This is a genomic window from Pseudomonas sp. 31-12 (assembly GCF_003151075.1).
Lineage (GTDB): Bacteria > Pseudomonadota > Gammaproteobacteria > Pseudomonadales > Pseudomonadaceae > Aquipseudomonas.
The window spans coordinates 259,348-275,591 of sequence record NZ_CP029482.1 but is presented as its reverse complement, the minus strand read 5'-3'; the positions used below and the strand labels follow the sequence as shown (position 1 = coordinate 275,591).

The window sequence follows — 16,244 nt, the reverse complement described above, 5'->3', positions numbered from 1 at the left end:
GTAATTAAAGCTGCGACGCAAGTTCGCCAGCCCCGAGTGGCTCGACGGACTTGCGAAGAGCTTCAACGTGCAAAGCGTTGATCTAGAGCACTGCGCTCATTCCCTCCTGCTGCATATTCCCCGTAAAACCGTTTCGCGGTGTTTCCTCACGACCGTATATCGAGAAACCTTCGACTTTGGGCGCATGAGATTTCGCTGCCAAACGTAGGCTTTTTCCGAAATTTCGTCATGAATTCAACTGTTTAAAAAACAACCAACCTCCTCTGAAATGGCCGGTTCACGGCACTTATGCCTGCCGAAATGTCGTATTCGAACCGGTTGGGACGCGGGTTTCAATTAAAAAAGCTCATGCCGATTCGGCATAGGGTAGGCGTTTACGGCATTAGACGTCGCTTCCTTGCATCGGAATAGTTGCGCCTTTTTTCGCCTGCCAGAGAGCCGTAACAAAGCGCTCCGGGGCACCTTATACGGGGGCAGATGCACAGACTTTTTCGCGACGAGCGTTCCAGTTCTTGCATTCGCCTGAGTCAAACGCAAGTAAGGGTAAAGATATGAAGAAGGCAAAGCTCAGCCTCGCCTGGCAGATCCTCATCGGTCTGGTACTGGGGATAGCAATCGGTGCGCTGCTCAACCATTTCAGTGCCGAAAAAGCCTGGTGGATCAGCAACGTCCTGCAACCGGCAGGCGATATCTTTATCCGTCTGATCAAGATGATCGTGATCCCGATCGTCATCTCCTCGTTGATCGTCGGCATCGCTGGTGTAGGCGACGCGAAGAAACTCGGGCGTATCGGCCTCAAGACCATCATTTACTTCGAAATTGTCACCACCATCGCCATCGTGGTCGGTCTGGTGCTGGCCAACGTGTTCCATCCGGGCACCGGCATCGACATGAGCACCCTGGGTACCGTGGATATTTCCAAGTACCAGGCGACAGCGGCCGAGGTCCAGCATGAACACGCGTTCATCGAAACCATCCTCAACCTGATCCCGTCGAACATCTTCGCGGCCATGGCCCGCGGCGAAATGCTGCCGATCATCTTCTTCTCCGTGCTGTTCGGTCTCGGTCTGTCGAGCCTGCAATCGGACCTGCGCGAGCCGCTGGTGAAGATGTTCCAGGGCGTCTCGGAAAGCATGTTCAAAGTCACCCACATGATCATGAACTATGCCCCGATCGGCGTGTTCGCTCTGATCGCAGTGACCGTGGCCAACTTCGGTTTCGCTTCTCTGATACCGCTGGCCAAACTGGTGATCCTGGTTTACGTCGCCATCGCCTTCTTCGCCTTTGTCATCCTCGGCCTGATTGCCAAGATGTTCGGCTTCTCGGTGATCAAGCTGATGCGCATCTTCAAGGATGAGCTGGTACTGGCTTACTCCACCGCCAGCTCCGAAACCGTGCTGCCGCGCGTGATCGAGAAGATGGAAGCCTACGGCGCGCCGAAAGCCATTTGCAGCTTTGTGGTGCCGACCGGTTACTCGTTCAACCTCGACGGTTCGACCCTGTACCAAAGCATCGCGGCGATCTTTATTGCCCAGCTGTACGGCATCGACCTGTCGATCAGCCAGCAATTGCTGCTGGTGCTGACCCTGATGGTGACGTCCAAAGGCATCGCCGGCGTACCGGGCGTGTCCTTCGTGGTGCTGCTGGCTACCTTGGGCAGCGTGGGTATTCCGCTGGAAGGCCTGGCGTTCATCGCCGGTGTCGACCGCATCATGGACATGGCCCGTACCGCGCTGAACGTGATCGGCAATGCCTTGGCCGTACTGGTCATCTCCCGCTGGGAAGGCATGTACGACGACGCCAAGGGCCAGCGCTACTGGAACTCGCTGCCGCACTGGCGCAGCAAGGAAAAGCTGCCGGCGGGCGAAGTTTCCAGCAACTGATAGCTGAACCCTGTGGAGTCTGGCTTTTATGTGGGAGCCAGCCTGCTGGCGATAGCGGTGTATCAAACAACAGAGATGTTGAATGTGCCGGCCTCATCGCCAGCAGGCTGGCTCCCACAGTGACCCGAGCAAGCCACACAAACAAACCCCGGAGAAATCCGGGGTTTGTCGTTTCTGGCTACCCCGCTATCATTCGCGGCATTCTTCGGGGGATTTAACTGATGCTCAATGGCCTGTGGCTCGGCTTTTTCATCGTGGCTGCCGTTTCGGCACTGGCGCAATGGCTGATCGGCGGTAACGCCGGGATCTTCGCGGCGATGGTGGAAAGCATTTTCGCCATGGCCAAGTTGTCCGTCGAGGTCATGGTCCTGCTGTTCGGCACCCTGACGCTCTGGCTGGGCTTTCTGCGAATCGCCGAGAAGGCCGGGATCGTCGAATGGCTGGCCAAAGCACTGGGCCCCTTGTTCCTGCGCCTGATGCCCGAAGTCCCGGCGGGTCACCCGGCCATCGGCCTGATCACGCTGAACTTCGCCGCCAACGGCCTGGGCCTGGACAACGCCGCCACGCCAATCGGCCTGAAAGCCATGAAGGCGCTGCAAGAGCTCAACCCCAGCGAGACCATCGCCAGCAACGCGCAGATCCTGTTCCTGGTGCTCAACGCCTCATCCCTGACCCTGCTGCCGGTGACGATCTTCATGTATCGCGCTCAGCAAGGTGCGCCCGACCCCACCCTCGTGTTCTTGCCGATCCTGTTGGCAACCAGCTGCTCGACAGTGGTGGGCCTGCTGTCGGTGGCGTTCATGCAACGCCTGCGTCTGTGGGACCCGGTGGTGCTCGCGTATCTGATTCCCGGTGCCCTGGCCCTCGGTGGCTTCATGGCGCTGCTGGCGACGCTCTCGGCGACCGCTCTGGCCGGGCTGTCATCGATCCTCGGCAATCTGACGCTGTTCGGGCTGATCATGCTGTTTCTGGTGATTGGCGCGTTACGCAAAGTGAAAGTCTACGAAGCGTTCGTCGAAGGCGCCAAGGAAGGCTTCGACGTGGCCAAGAACCTGCTGCCGTATCTGGTGGCGATGCTGTGTGCCGTCGGCGTACTGCGGGCGTCCGGGGCGCTGGATTTTGGTCTGGACGGGATCCGGCATCTGGTGGAGTGGGCCGGTTGGGACACGCGCTTCGTCGACGCGCTGCCGACGGCGATGGTCAAGCCGTTCTCCGGCAGCGCCGCGCGGGCGATGCTGATCGAAACCATGAAGACCTCCGGGGTGGACAGTTTCCCGGCGCTGGTGGCGGCGACGATTCAGGGCAGTACGGAAACGACGTTCTATGTGCTGGCGGTGTACTTCGGTGCAGTAGGCATCCAGCGAGCGCGGCATGCGGTTGGGTGTGCATTGCTGGCGGAATTTGCCGGAGTTCTCGGCGCGATTGGCGTTTGCTACTGGTTCTTCGGTTAACCAAAGATCCCCTGTGAGAGTGAGCCTTTGTGGCGAGGGGACTTGTCCCCGTTGGACTGCGCAGCAGTCCCAAAACCTGAATTCTCGGTGTATCAGAACAACTTGAATTCAGAAATTGGGGCCGCTTCGCGACCCAACGGGGACAAGTCCCCTCGCCACAAAGGCTCGCTCCTACATTGGGTTTGTGTTGGCTTTAAGGGCGAGGAGGCGGGGCGGCTTTCTGGCCTTGCTCAACCGCCCAACTCACCACCTGCGCCGTCAACTGATCGCTGGCCTGGCCAAACCCTGCCACCACCGCGGGCACCTTCACATCGCTCAATGGCTGGCGCACTTCAAAGCGGCGGCTGGCGAGGATGCGCTGGTCATACCCACGCACCAGCAACGCATCCAGCCGCACGACCACGCTCGCCGCGGTGCCTTGGTATTCAGTCTGGAACGCCTGCAGACTCCCGCCCAATTCCAGATCGGCTTGGAAGTTGCTGTCATCGGTGCTCAGCAACGGCACTCGGCCGTCCCGCTGGAAACCATCCAGCAGCCGATTGCGCAGCAACACCGGCGCCGGATCGCTCCAGCGCGAGGCGGCGTAGCTGCTGATCAGATCACCTTGGGGGATCACGGCGATTTTCGGGCTGTTCAACGCTTCGCTGGCCTGCGGCTTGGTCAGGCGAAGCGACCAGCGTTGCGGCGTGCCATGACTTGCCGATGCGCTGCTCTGGGCCGAAGGCAAACGATAGACATCGGACGGCTCGGACTTAGGCAGGATCGAGCAGGCGCTGACCAGCGTGAAGCCGGCGAGGAGGGCGAGGGTCGCAAGCTTCATGGCGTGAACTCCTTGTTCTTGTCATTGCCCAGCAAGTAACCGCTGGGGTTGGCTTCCAGGCGCTGGGAAATGGCCCGCAACGACGTCAGGGTGTCGCGCAATTCACGTACCGCCGGTGCCAGGCCGTTAAGGCCCTGCATGCCGCTGTTCAGTGAATCCTGGTTGGTAGTGAGCAATTTGTTGATGGTCGCGCTGCTTTGCTCCAGCGACTTCATGGCCTGCTCGGCGCTGCCGAACATCTGCTTGCCTTGATCGTTGAGCAGGCCGTTGGCGTTACGCATCAACGCCGACATCTGCTCCAGCATCGCGCCAGCCTGCTTGCCGACGGACGCCAGTTGCTGCATCGCCTGACGAATATCGCCGCGCTGATCAGCAATAGTCCCAGTGGTTTGCTCCAGATTTTCCAGCGTCTTGCTGATGCGCTCGACGTTCTCGGTGGAAAACATCAGGTTGGCGTTATGCATCAGCGTGTTCACGCCGGCCATCAGGTCGCCACTGTCGTTGAGCAAACGGGCAATGGGCGAGGGCGACGCGATGATCACCGGCAAATGGCCGTCCTTGCCTTTGAGGTTCGGGCTCTGCGGTGTACCGCCACTGAGCTGGATGATCGAGGTCCCGGTAATCCCGGTCAGCGCCAATATGGCCCGGGTGTCTTCCTTGATCGGCGTATCGCCACCCAGACGAATCCGCGCCAGCACCCGGCGCGGGTCTTTCGGGTCCAGGCGCAAGGTCACCACATCGCCGACCTTGATCCCGCTGTATTGCACGGCGCTGCCCTTGGATAAGCCGCTGACCGCCTCGTTGAAGACGACTTCGTAATCCTTGAACTCGGTGTCGACGCTGGACTTGGCCAGCCAAAGGCCGAAGAGCAGGGCGCCCGCCACCACAATCACGGTGAACAGGCCGATCAATACATGATGGGCTCGGGTTTCCATGTCAGACCTCATTCAACTGTTGAGCGGCCGTCAGCGCCGCGCGGCCGCGAGGGCCATGGAAGTATTCGTGAATCCACGCATCGTCGGTTTCCGAGACCTTGTCGATGGCGTCAGCCACCAGCACTTTCTTCTGCGCCAGCACCGCCACCCGGTCGGTGATGGTGTAGAGCGTGTCGAGGTCATGGGTCACCAGAAATACACTCAGGCCCAAGGCATCGCGCAGGGTCAGGATCAATTGATCGAAGGCTGCAGCGCCAATCGGGTCGAGGCCGGCGGTGGGTTCATCGAGAAACAGGATGTCCGGGTCCAACGCCAACGCCCGGGCCAGCGCCGCACGCTTGATCATGCCGCCGGAGAGCGAAGCCGGGTATTTGTCCGCCGCCGACAGCGGCAGCCCGGCCAAGGCCAGTTTCACCGCCGCCAGGTGCTCGGCATCTTCACGGTTCAGGCCGGCGTGTTCGATCAGGGGCAGGGCGACGTTCTCGGTCACCGTCAGCGAAGAGAACAGCGCGCCTTTCTGGAACAGCACGCCGAAGCGCCGTTCGACCATCGAACGCTCGTGTTCGGGCAGGGTCGGCAGGTTCTTGCCGAAGACCTTCACCAGCCCTTCGCTGGGCTGGCGCAAGCCGACGATGCTGCGCAGCAGCACCGATTTCCCGCTGCCGGAGCCGCCCACCACGGCGAGGATTTCACCTTTGTACAAATCCAGGTCGAGGTTCTCGTGCACGCTCTGGCTGCCGAAGCGATTGCACAACCCACGGACTTCGATCACCGCCTCGGAGGGCGCTCGGGGTAGACGACTCACCAGCCCATCTCCATGAAAAACAGCGCGGCCACGGCGTCGAGCACGATCACCACGAAAATCGACTGCACCACGCTCGACGTGGTGTGCGCGCCAACAGATTCTGCGCTGCCACTGACCTTGAAGCCTTCGAGGCAACCGATCGCAGCGATCAGGAAGGCGAAGATCGGCGCTTTGACGATCCCCACCAGAAAGTGCTGAACGCCGATATCGGTTTGCAGCAACGACAGGAACATCGCCGGCGAAATATCCAGCGACACGGCGCAGACCACGCCACCGCCGATAATCCCCGAGAGCATCGCCAGAAAGGTCAGCATCGGCAGCGCCACCAGCAACGCCAACACCCGCGGCACCACCAGCAACTCCATCGGGTCAAGACCGAGTGTACGGATGGCGTCGATTTCTTCGTTGGCCTTCATCGAGCCGATCTGCGCGGTAAACGCACTGGCCGTACGCCCGGCCATCAGGATCGCGGTCAGCAACACGCCGAATTCGCGCAGGAAGGAGAACGCCACCAAGTCCACGGTGAAAATACTCGCGCCAAAACTCGCCAACACCGTCGCGCCGAGAAACGCCACCACGGCACCGACCAGAAAGGTCAGCAACGCCACGATGGGCGCGGCGTCGAGGCCGGTCTGTTCGATGTGCGCGACCATAGGCGTGATCCGCCAGCGCTTAGGGCGAAACAGCCCGCGCGCGATGGTTTCGAGGATCAGGCCGACAAAGCCCAGCAGTTGCAGGGTGTCCTGCCAGACCGCGTCGACGGCGCGACCGATGCGGGTCAGCAGCTGAATGCCGACGCTGATCTCCGGTTCCTTGATCGGCACGCAGAAGTCGCTGAGCGAGCAATAAACCGTCTGCAACAAGGCGCGGTCGGGCGGGGACAGGGTGCAATCAGGATGTTCGGTGGATCGGCCCAGACGCTCGGACCCGAGCAATTCCACCAACAGTGAAGCGCCAGCCGTGTCCAGCGCGCCGAGGCCATTGAGGTCGATGTGGGTACTGTCGTCGTATTGGCCGCGGAGCTTTTCGCTCAGGTGCTTGAGATCGGCGTAATGGGCGAGCGTCCAGTCACCCGTGACCCGCAGTTGTGCAGGGGAGTGAGAGGCGTCTAGCTGGGCATTGCCGGCCGTAGTGCTGCTGGTCATAAGCTCCGTGCTTGTTCGGCTATTGGCGCAGAGCTACGTAATAGCACGAACCGGATTACTTTTCTTTGATCGGTGTGCTGTCCGTGATTTTGAAGCGCAGCACACCGATCAGTTGCCCGTCTTCGGTCAGCACCCGAACCTGCCACTTACCCGCAGGGTTGCCGGGGAAGTTCTGCTTGTGCGTCCAGGCGCGATAGCCTTCCTTGCGCCCGCCATGGATGTCCAGCGGGATGCGGTCGACCTCTTTGCCGTTGAACGTCCAAACGTGATAAATCCGTTCGTCCAGACCGCGTGGAGCGTTGATCGCGGTGTAGGCGTACAGGCCGTCTCCACGGATCTGCTCGGCGCTGACTTCTTCAAGACTCTTGCCCGGCGTGCGGTCCTGCATTTGCGTACTGATCGCCACGTCGGTCATCCACAGCGTCGCCGGCGGAACCCATGAACGCAGGACCCAGCCGACGCCCCCGATACCCACGGTGATGCTCAAGATCGCCAGCGCATTGCGCAGGGTCCGGATCGGGAAGATCGACGCCAGGCTCGGGAACGACAACACCACAGCGGTGCCCAGCGCCAGTTTGAAACTCTGGGACGTGGTCAGGTGCAAAATGACGGGCAGGGCGGTCAACAGCGCGGCGAACAGCGTCAGCGTGTGCAACGCCAGGAACGCCCAGCGCCGGGGTGCCAGCCATTTGTAGTAGAGCGGGTCGATGATGGAAATCAGCGCCGCCATGCTCAGCAACCCGGTGAAGAACAACTGGCCGCTGTTCCAGGTCGTGGTGATGAAAAAGAACGGCAGGACGAAAAACAGGCTTTCCTGGTGGATCATCTGCGTGGCGTAACGCAGCAAAGGCTGGGGGATTTCGCGTTTGAAGAGTTTGGTGAACAGCTTGGTGAGGCTGTTTTCCAGCATCAGCCAGATCCAGCTCAGCACCATGATGATGGTGATCCAGGTCGCCAGGCCCTGTTGCCGATCCACCAGGATGAAACTGCCGACCCCGGAGATGAAACCACCGAGCGCAATGACCCCTGGATAGCGCTTCATCAATTCCAGGATGCGCTGGACGTACAGGGTCAGAGTAGGCATTCGGCGGTTCACAATAGTCGTGGGGAAAATCCTCGACAGAGTACCGCCCGGGCGGGGGGCGTGGCGAGGGTGCCGGTCACTTTGGTTGAACACAAAACCCTGGGGTGGAGGGGATTTCTGTGGCGAGGGGATTTATCCCCGTTGGGCTGCGAAGCGGCCCCAAAATGGGCGACCCTGTTTTTCCGGCACACCGCATCGACTGGTTTTGCGACTGCTGCGCAGCCGAACGGGGATAAATCCCCTCGCCACAAAAGCTCCAGCCACCGCGCGCGGTTACCTTCTGCGATGGACTCGTAAAGCCAATACCCCGAGGACAATCAGTCCAAACACCCCGGCCATCGCCCACATCAACTGGTCATAACTCATCAGCGGCTTCTCGATCCGCAGATACCCCGGCTGCACGAGCAACTCGCGCATGGCCTTGTTCGCTTCCGCCAGGGTCACGCCTTGCAGTTCCTTGGCCGGGTTGGCGAAACGCCCGTCCTGGTAGTCCCCAAGCGCGCTCCAGTAGTAATCGGCCAGCGCGCTGTTGCCTTGCACGGCCCAGGCCTGGCGGGCGATGGCGGCCTGTTTGAGGCGGTTGAAGGTGTCTGCGTCGAGACCGTCCTTGAGCAAGCCGGCCTTTAAATCCTCCAACACCTGTTCGGCCTCAGTCACATCGTCGCGATCAAGGTCGGCGTTCAGGCTCATGAAGCCCACCCCGCCAAACACTTCGCGCTCGGCCGAGGGGCCATAGGACAAACCGTGGGCCAGGCGCAGTTGGCGATAGAGCGCCCAGTCCAGATAGTCCTTGAGCAGGTCGAAGGTTTGGTCATGCTGATTCTGCAGCACCGGTTCCGGCACCAGCCAGTGCAACTTGGCACCACCGCCGACAAAGCCGTCGCCCAGCGTTCGCTCGTGAGCAGCACTGGCCTGGATTTCCGGCAAGGGCAGGTGATCGGTCGGGTCGACGGCTTCAAGCGCGCCATACGAGCGCTCCAGATACGCCGGCAACAACTTGTCGAGCTCACCGACCACGATCAGCGTCATGTTGTTGGGCGCGTACCAGGCCTTGCGCACCGTCTCCAGTTGCTCGCGGGTCAGGTCATCGACCTCGGCCCGCTCGGGGCATTTGAGGCCCAGTTCCACCGCCAGCTGATTACTCGCGGTGTGGCCCAGGTCCTGACGATCCAGCCAACGCTGCAAATGCGAGTAATGGCCGCCGTCTTCGCGCTCGACCACTTGTTTGGCGGCGTTGATGGCGTTGTCGTCGATTCGGGTCTGGGTCAGCAGCGCCAGCAGCAGGTCGAGGACTTTGCGCTGGTTTTTTGCCGGGGCTTCGATGACGAACGTGGTGTCAGCGTTGCTGGTGAACGCGTTCCACTCACCGCCCAAGGCCTGCATGCGCTCTTCCAGACCACCTTCGCCGGTGGCGTCGATGCCGCTGAACAGCAAGTGCTCAAGCAGATGCGGCAGTTCCTTTTCGGCGCAGCTGAAATCATCCAGCCCCACGCCGACCACCAGGCGAATCGCCACATGCCCGCGCTCGGTGCCCGGTTTGAGCAGCAATTGCAGGCCGTTGGGCAGCGTATAGCCCTCGACCTGGAAGCGATCCAGGGCAAACGAAGGGAATGAGCCAAGCAACAGACAGGCGAACAGCAGACAACGCATAGCAAGCTTCCAGGCAACCAATCGGAGATCCATGTCGTCCTTCAGGCCGCTATCGCGAGCAGGCTTGCTCCCACAGGTGATTTGCGGCGCTCACAAAATCAATGTGGGAGCGGGCCTGCTCGCGAAGGCGGTCTTGAGGCTGAACCAATGTAACTGACTGACCCCACCGCCAGACGTTCAAGGCGAATGCGTGATGTCAGCCATATCGTCGACCGCCAGTGCACCGGTATCCGACGTTTCCAGCACCACATAAGCGCTGCTGCAGAACAGCGAATTCAAGCGCTTCATGTCGGCGATCAGCTCCAGGTGCAGAGAACTGGTCTCGATACTTTGCACAATCTTACGTTGCAACCGGCTGACGTGAGCATGGGCAAGGCGGCGTTCCTGTGCGCGAAAGCGACGTTTCTCACGCAGCAACTGGCGGGCACTTTCCTTGTCGGCACTGAGGAATACCGACAAGCCCAGACGCAGGTTAGAGATCAACTGGCTGTGCAACCCGGCCAATTCTTCCAAACCGACCTCGGAAAAAGACCGGCGCTGCGAGGTTTTCTGCTGCTGCACCTTGCGCAGCATGCGTTCGATCAAGTCGCTGGCGAGTTTGAGGTTGATCGCCAGTTCGATGATTTCCGCCCAGCGCCGACTGTCCTGATCGCTCAAGTCTTCCCGGGGCATTTGCGCGAGGTAAAGCTTGATGGCGCTGTAGAGCGCTTCGACATCATCGGTCAGCTTGCGCATTTCCTGGGTGATGGCGGACTGTTTGCCACGCAGCACGTCGAGCATCGCTTCGAGCATGTTGTCGATCAGATCGCCCATGCGCAGGGTTTCGCGCGCGGCGTTGGCCAGCGCCAGGCTGGGGGTGACCAGCGCGGTCGGGTCGAGGTGCCGGGGTTTCGCCGTGCCGTTGAGCTCCGGCCGCTCCGGCAACAGCCACGCGCAGAGCCTGGCCATAGGGCCGACGCTGGGCAGCAGGATCAGGCAGCGCGCGGTGTTGTAGAGCAGGTGGAAGCCGATGACCATTTCCTGAGGACTGAAATCGAGGCTGTCGATCCAGTGCACCAACGGGTCCAGCACCGGAATGATCAGCAGCAGGCCGATCAGTTTGTACAGCAGGCTGCCGAGCGCCACCTGACGCCCGGCAGCGTTTTGCATGCTGGTACTGAGGAACGCGAGGATGCCGCTGCCGATGTTGGCACCGATCACCAGACCGATGGCCACCGGCAGGCTGATCACGCCGGCGCCGGCCAGGGTCGCGGTCAGCAGGACGGCGGCCAGGCTGGAGTAGGAAATCATCGCGAACAACGCGCCGACCAGGGCATCGAGCAGGATGTCGCCGGTCAACGAGGCGAAAATCACCTTCACACCCTGCGCCTGGGTAATCGGCGCGGCGGATTCGACGATCAGTTGCAGCGCCAGGATGATCAGCCCGAGACCGATGCTGACGCGGCCCATCTGGCCCAGCCGGGTCTGCTTGCGGGACAGGAAGAAAATCACCCCGAGGAAAATCAGCAGCGGCGACAGCCAGGACAAATCGAGCGTCAGCACCCGCGCCATCAGCGCGGTACCAACGTCTGCGCCAAGCATGGTTGCCAGGGCGGGCGTCAACGCCATCAAGCCCTGACCGACGAAAGAAGTGACGAGCATGGCGGTGGCGTTGCTGCTCTGCACCATCGCCGTGACGACGATCCCCGAGATGAACGCCAACCAGCGTTTGGACATGTTCTGGCCGATCACATGGCGCAGATTGGAACCGTAGACCCGCAGGATGCCGGTTCGGACGATGTGCGTGCCCCAGATCAACAAGGCCACGGCCGATAACAAATTGAGCAGGGTGAGCATGCAGGCCCCCTGTGGTGGTAGCGCCCCAGAGGGGCAAATTGACGGTGCCGCGCGACTTTCTACGTTCTGTACTTAAGCTGTAGTTGGCTAACGGTCTGGGCGCCAGCATCGCATAGCTAAAGAAGTGATTGAAACAAAACTGTCATGAAAACAGGTTCATGCATAAATGAAGAAGGGACCCGGAGGTTTCAGCCGGACAGTTGAAAAGGTGCGCGAACACAACCCTGTGGCGAGCAGGGAGCTTGCTCCCGCTGGGCTGCGCAGCAGCCCTAAATCGGGGCGGGAACTCAATCGCTGAAATGATCCCTGCTCAGCCTATGTCGATCAGATACCCGGCTGTTTCGGCGTCGGGTCCGTGAGACGTGCAGCCGGTTTTCCAGACATATGCATTCCTTGTCATTGTCGGGTGAAGCGAGCGAGGGACGCTAACCACCAGAGCTCTATGCGTCAACCTTTGGAAAAAATCCGTCGGTAAAGCAGTCGGTTGTTTTGGTGTGATTCACGCGTTTTTGCAGTGCGTGTTTAAAGACATCCGGCGTTACTTCTCGGAGGCTACAACGTCTTGCGTCGTTGCCTACGGCTACGCCAGAATCCGCCGGCTTGTGCGCCTAGACCCTGCTCTCTATCGTTTATCCATCGCTAAAAACAGCGATCGGGTTTGGTAGCCCGGAGTCTGGCGCATAGCCACTTTTTGCGGACGCTTTTTCAGGTCGTAGCTTATGGTGGCCATGCGCAGGGTCCCTTCGGGGGCGCCGGTTCCAGTACTCCGGTCTACCAACCTGTGTATGGCCGCCACCTTCGTTTGGTAGCGAGAGTGAAGGCTCCATATATCCAGTACTGGAGTTCTATCTATGTTCAAGGCAACACCCAACCCACCGGACACCGATCCGGTCCCCCACGACCTCCCGCCACGCAAGCCCAGCACAATCTTCTTCATAGACCCCAAGGTCGATAACGAAACCCTGCTCGCTCACGCCTGTGAGTCGTTGGCGTCGGCCAGCGTCATGGCCAGTGATTTTGCTGCACGAATGGAAGGTACACACCGCAACACCCTGCTGGGGATTCAGCAAAACATCATGTTGGGGGAGTTGGCGGTGAATCGAGTGCTCGATAACCTCGATCCGCCAGGCTAATCACAGAGCAAAAAAAGTGGGAGCGGGCTTGCTCGCGAAAGCGGTGTATCAGGCAACATGATGTCGACTGACACTCCGTCTTCGCGAGCAAGCCCGCTCCCACAGGTGTTATGCGCAGACTCGGGTTACTGCCCCGGAATATCCTTTCGCAGTTTCACCGGATCTTGCTGTTTGCGTTTTTTCGCAATCGCGGTACGCATCTTGATGTTGATCGCTTCCACCGCCAGCGAGAACGCCATGGCGAAGTAGACGTAGCCTTTTGGCACGTGAACGTCGAAGGATTCAGCAATCAGCACCGTACCGACGATCAACAGGAACGACAGCGCGAGCATTTTCAGCGACGGGTGCTTGTCGATGAACTCGCTGATGGTCCCGGACGCCAGCATCATCACCAGCACCGCAACAATGATCGCCGCGACCATGACCGGTACGTGGGAGACCATGCCGACAGCGGTAATCACCGAGTCCAGCGAGAAGACGATGTCGATGATCGCGATCTGGATGATGGTGTAGAGGAAGTTGCCGCCCTTGCCGCCCGGCTCCTCATTGGACTCATCTTCACCTTCCAGCGCGTGGTACATCTCTTGTGAGCTCTTCCACAGCAGGAACAGACCACCGAAGAACAGGATCAGGTCTCGCCCGGAAATGCCCTGGCCGAACACTTCGAACAAGTCGTTGGTAAGGCGCATGACCCACGTGATCGACAGCAGCAACAGGATCCGCGTGACCATGGCCAGCGCCAGGCCGAAGATCCGGGTGCGCTGCTGCATGTGCTTGGGCATGCGGCTGACCAGGATCGAAATCATGATGATGTTATCGATACCCAGGACGATTTCCAGGGCGGTCAGGGTAAAGAAGGCAACCCAGATTTCAGGGTTGGTCAGCCATTCCATGTGTATTCCTTTGAGCGAGTGTTAAACCACAAAAGGTCCGGGCTTCGAACAGCGAAGCCTGGACCCGTTGTGGTGAGTCTTGGGCTTATAGAGTGCTGAACAGCGGAAAGATCCCCATCAGCAATGCTGCAACCAGTATGCACATGCACACCAGCACTGCCCATTTCAGGGTAAAGCGCTGGTGATCACCAAAATCAATACCGGCCAGGGCCACCAACAAATAGGTCGATGGTACCAGCGGGCTCAACAAGTGGACGGGCTGACCAACGATCGAGGCACGTGCCATTTCAACCGCGGTTATACCGTAATGACTGGCTGCTTCGGCAAGCACTGGTAACACGCCGTAATAAAATGCGTCGTTCGACATGAAGAACGTGAACGGCATGCTCACCAGCGCGGTGATAACGGCCAGGTACGGGCCGAGGAAATCAGGGATTACCGCCAGCAAGCTTTTCGACATGGCATCGACCATGCCGGTGCCCGACAGGATACCGGTGAAGATGCCCGCCGCGAAGATCAAACCGACCACCGCCAGCACGCTACCGGCGTGAGCCGCGACGCGATCCTTCTGCTGTTGCAGGCAAGGATAGTTGACGATCATGGCAATACTGAACGCCACCATGAACAACACCGGCATCGGCAACAGACCGGCAATCAGGGTGCACATCAGGCCCAGGGTCAGGGCGCCGTTGAACCAGATCAGTTTCGGACGACGGGCATCCGGGAACTGCGAAACGCTGATTTCGCTGTGATCGACTTCATCGCCCACCAGGTGCAATTCACCCAGACGCGCACGCTCACGTTTCCCGTAGAAGTACGCAATCAAGAGGATTGCCACCACGCCGAACGCCATCGCCGGGATCATCGGTACGAAAATGTCGGAAGGGTCCACATGCAGCGCACTGGCCGCACGAGCCGTCGGGCCGCCCCACGGGGTCATGTTCATCACGCCACCGGCGAGGATGATCAGGCCGGCCATGATCCGCGGGCTCATGCCGATGCGGCTGTAGAGCGGCAGCATGGCGGCCACGCAGATCATATAAGTGGTCGCGCCGTCACCATCAAGGGAAACGACGAGCGCCAGTACGGCGGTGCCGACCGAAACTTTCAGCGGGTCGCCCTTGACCAGTTTGAGGATCTTGCGCACGGCCGGGTCGAACAGGCCGGAGTCGATCATCAGGGCGAAATACAGAATGGCGAACATCAGCATCACGCCGGTCGGCGCCAGCTTGGTGATGCCTTCAAGCATCATCGGGCCGATCTTCGGCGCAAAACCACCGAACAGGGCGAAGACGATCGGAATGATGATCAGGGCGATCAGCGCGGACAGGCGCTTGGTCATGATCAGGAACATGAACGTGATGACCATGGCGAAGCCAAGGAAAGTCAGCATGGGAATACTCCAGGCGTAGCGCGGCTAGGGAATGGGCGAACCGGTTGGGTCAGCGCAGAACGGGAAGCGCGAGGCGTACGGGTGGAGTTGCAGCGAAGCGGCGGGTAGCAGAGGACATCAGATCACCATTGTTGTTGTTAAATGGGCTGTGCGAGCGATAAAACACTGGCATTGGCCGACCGGTCTTTTGCCGGCAGTGGGGGCGATCCTAATCGGGGAAGCTTTCAGCCAGCTTTCGCTGGTGAAAGCATTGACCGGATGGGCTACCGGTCGTCGGACCGGGGCAGGGAGTTAAACCGAGTTAAAGCCATCGCGGGCAAGCCCGCTCCCACAGTGACGGGTGTGTGCCGCAGATAGCAGCTTCGCCGCAAAAAATTGTGGGAGCGGGCTTGCCCGCGATGGCGTCGGCACTTACACAACAGGAGGATATGTGATGGACGGACTTCACACCGGCGGCTGCCACTGCGGGCACCTGCGCTATCAATTCAGCGGACCGTTACACGACATCGCCCACTGCCACTGCTCAATCTGCCGAAGGGTCAGCGGCGGAATCGTGACCACGTGGATTACCCTGCCCGCATCGGCCTTTAAATGGCTGAAAGGAACGCCAGCGAAGTACGAATCTTCAACAACCTGCGTGCGCTATTTCTGCCCGACCTGTGGGGCGCAACTGGCGCTGACCACGCACCTCAGCCCCGAAAGCATCGATGTGACCATCGCCACCCTCGATCACCCGGAGCAGGCGCCGGCCGAGCGGCACATCTGGACGGACAGCCAATTGCCCTGGCTGCATCTGGATGAGCATTTGCCGGGTGAAGCCGAAGAAAACCTCTGATCAAAAAATAGACAAATCCAGCGGCCGGATCGCGCCCATCCAGATCGCGTGCTCGGTGTGGTCCAGCAAATCGTCGCCGGTGTCCGGGTGCAGAAACACCACCAAACCCTTGCGGTTGAGCGCCAGCCACGGCAACACGTCGCCGATCAGCTCCGGCCCGAACGCCAATTGGCAACTCCAGTCCGGGTGCGGACCCACCGGGCGTTCGTGCACGCGGCCCATTTTCAGCGGAAACAATTGCGCCGCCTGCTCACACAGTGCTCGCGCCTGATCAATGCTGCTGGCGTCAAAATAGACATGAGCGTGGTAACCCTTGATCTGTTGCATCTGAATCCCTCAAAAACCCAGTCGAACCCTCACCGATTCCTACAGGTCACACGC

At 60.0% G+C, this 16,244-nt stretch carries 14 protein-coding genes; 4 read left to right on the top strand and 10 right to left on the bottom strand.

Annotated features, from left to right (window positions below; all coding sequences use genetic code 11):
- Positions 1 to 551: 551 nt before the first annotated feature.
- Positions 552 to 1,883 (top strand): glutamate/aspartate:proton symporter GltP, encoded by a 1,332-nt coding sequence (gene gltP, locus DJ564_RS01265; RefSeq protein ID WP_109627055.1) that lies wholly within the window; start codon positions 552 to 554, stop codon positions 1,881 to 1,883.
- 221 nt (positions 1,884 to 2,104) lie between these two features.
- Complete coding sequence (locus DJ564_RS01260) at positions 2,105 to 3,334, top strand: nucleoside recognition domain-containing protein (protein ID WP_109627054.1); 1,230 nt, start codon at positions 2,105 to 2,107, stop codon at positions 3,332 to 3,334.
- 193 nt (positions 3,335 to 3,527) lie between these two features.
- Here the strand turns inward: DJ564_RS01260 and DJ564_RS01250 are convergent, their stop codons facing one another.
- The 7 genes from DJ564_RS01250 to DJ564_RS01215 form a co-directional block, all read right to left on the bottom strand.
- Positions 3,528 to 4,154 (bottom strand): ABC-type transport auxiliary lipoprotein family protein, encoded by a 627-nt coding sequence (locus DJ564_RS01250; protein ID WP_109627052.1) that lies wholly within the window; start codon positions 4,152 to 4,154, stop codon positions 3,528 to 3,530.
- On the bottom strand, positions 4,151 to 5,089 hold the full coding sequence (locus DJ564_RS01245) for an MlaD family protein (RefSeq protein WP_109627050.1): 939 nt from the start codon (positions 5,087 to 5,089) through the stop codon (positions 4,151 to 4,153). The genes DJ564_RS01250 and DJ564_RS01245 overlap by 4 nt, the downstream gene beginning before the upstream one ends.
- Position 5,090: 1 nt before the next feature.
- The gene (locus DJ564_RS01240) at positions 5,091 to 5,894 is read right to left on the bottom strand and encodes an ABC transporter ATP-binding protein (RefSeq protein ID WP_109627049.1); all 804 of its coding nucleotides are present in this window, start codon (positions 5,892 to 5,894) and stop codon (positions 5,091 to 5,093) included.
- The gene (locus DJ564_RS01235; RefSeq protein WP_109627047.1) at positions 5,891 to 7,039 is read right to left on the bottom strand and encodes an ABC transporter permease; all 1,149 of its coding nucleotides are present in this window, start codon (positions 7,037 to 7,039) and stop codon (positions 5,891 to 5,893) included. Before DJ564_RS01235 ends, DJ564_RS01240 begins: the two co-directional genes overlap by 4 nt.
- 55 nt (positions 7,040 to 7,094) lie before the next feature.
- The gene (locus DJ564_RS01230; protein WP_109627045.1) at positions 7,095 to 8,123 is read right to left on the bottom strand and encodes a DUF5924 family protein; all 1,029 of its coding nucleotides are present in this window, start codon (positions 8,121 to 8,123) and stop codon (positions 7,095 to 7,097) included.
- Between the two features lie 273 nt (positions 8,124 to 8,396).
- Positions 8,397 to 9,773, bottom strand: coding sequence for a pitrilysin family protein (locus DJ564_RS01220; RefSeq protein WP_109627044.1), 1,377 nt, complete (start codon positions 9,771 to 9,773; stop codon positions 8,397 to 8,399).
- A 177-nt stretch (positions 9,774 to 9,950) separates the two neighbouring features.
- Positions 9,951 to 11,609: a Na/Pi cotransporter family protein gene (locus DJ564_RS01215; protein ID WP_109627042.1), complete on the bottom strand. Its 1,659-nt coding sequence runs from the start codon at positions 11,607 to 11,609 to the stop codon at positions 9,951 to 9,953.
- Between the two features lie 851 nt (positions 11,610 to 12,460).
- Here DJ564_RS01215 and DJ564_RS01210 point away from each other — a divergent pair.
- Positions 12,461 to 12,742: a DUF6124 family protein gene (locus tag DJ564_RS01210; protein WP_109627040.1), complete on the top strand. Its 282-nt coding sequence runs from the start codon at positions 12,461 to 12,463 to the stop codon at positions 12,740 to 12,742.
- A gap of 125 nt (positions 12,743 to 12,867) precedes the next feature.
- On the opposite strand, the gene DJ564_RS01205 is transcribed toward DJ564_RS01210, so the two are convergent.
- Both DJ564_RS01205 and DJ564_RS01200 read right to left on the bottom strand, forming a co-directional pair.
- A complete protein-coding gene (locus DJ564_RS01205; protein WP_109627038.1) occupies positions 12,868 to 13,635 on the bottom strand; it encodes a TerC family protein in 768 nt (255 codons plus the stop codon).
- An 85-nt stretch (positions 13,636 to 13,720) separates the two neighbouring features.
- Positions 13,721 to 15,028, bottom strand: coding sequence for a CitMHS family transporter (locus DJ564_RS01200; RefSeq protein WP_109627037.1), 1,308 nt, complete (start codon positions 15,026 to 15,028; stop codon positions 13,721 to 13,723).
- Between the two features lie 433 nt (positions 15,029 to 15,461).
- Here DJ564_RS01200 and DJ564_RS01190 point away from each other — a divergent pair, with 433 nt between their 5' ends.
- On the top strand, positions 15,462 to 15,863 hold the full coding sequence (locus DJ564_RS01190; RefSeq protein ID WP_109627033.1) for a GFA family protein: 402 nt from the start codon (positions 15,462 to 15,464) through the stop codon (positions 15,861 to 15,863).
- Here the strand turns inward: DJ564_RS01190 and DJ564_RS01185 are convergent, their stop codons facing one another.
- Entirely contained in the window at positions 15,864 to 16,190 is a 327-nt protein-coding gene (locus DJ564_RS01185; protein ID WP_109627032.1) for a DOPA 4,5-dioxygenase family protein, read from the bottom strand.
- Positions 16,191 to 16,244 lie beyond the last annotated feature (54 nt).

Excerpts from the sequence above, each read along its gene's own strand:
- DJ564_RS01220 (WP_109627044.1), bottom strand. The coding sequence starts at position 9,773 with ATGCGTTGTCTGCTGTTCGCCTGTCTGTTGCTTGGCTCATTCCCTTCG.
- DJ564_RS01205 (WP_109627038.1), bottom strand. The coding sequence starts at position 13,635 with ATGGAATGGCTGACCAACCCTGAAATCTGGGTTGCCTTCTTTACCCTG.
- DJ564_RS01200 (WP_109627037.1), bottom strand. The coding sequence starts at position 15,028 with ATGCTGACTTTCCTTGGCTTCGCCATGGTCATCACGTTCATGTTCCTG.
- DJ564_RS01260 (WP_109627054.1), top strand. The coding sequence starts at position 2,105 with ATGCTCAATGGCCTGTGGCTCGGCTTTTTCATCGTGGCTGCCGTTTCG.
- DJ564_RS01210 (WP_109627040.1), top strand. The coding sequence starts at position 12,461 with ATGTTCAAGGCAACACCCAACCCACCGGACACCGATCCGGTCCCCCAC.
- DJ564_RS01245 (WP_109627050.1), bottom strand. The coding sequence starts at position 5,089 with ATGGAAACCCGAGCCCATCATGTATTGATCGGCCTGTTCACCGTGATT.
- DJ564_RS01185 (WP_109627032.1), bottom strand. The coding sequence starts at position 16,190 with ATGCAACAGATCAAGGGTTACCACGCTCATGTCTATTTTGACGCCAGC.
- DJ564_RS01215 (WP_109627042.1), bottom strand. The coding sequence starts at position 11,609 with ATGCTCACCCTGCTCAATTTGTTATCGGCCGTGGCCTTGTTGATCTGG.
- DJ564_RS01230 (WP_109627045.1), bottom strand. The coding sequence starts at position 8,123 with ATGCCTACTCTGACCCTGTACGTCCAGCGCATCCTGGAATTGATGAAG.
- DJ564_RS01190 (WP_109627033.1), top strand. The coding sequence starts at position 15,462 with ATGGACGGACTTCACACCGGCGGCTGCCACTGCGGGCACCTGCGCTAT.
- DJ564_RS01235 (WP_109627047.1), bottom strand. The coding sequence starts at position 7,039 with ATGACCAGCAGCACTACGGCCGGCAATGCCCAGCTAGACGCCTCTCAC.
- DJ564_RS01250 (WP_109627052.1), bottom strand. The coding sequence starts at position 4,154 with ATGAAGCTTGCGACCCTCGCCCTCCTCGCCGGCTTCACGCTGGTCAGC.
- gltP (WP_109627055.1), top strand. The coding sequence starts at position 552 with ATGAAGAAGGCAAAGCTCAGCCTCGCCTGGCAGATCCTCATCGGTCTG.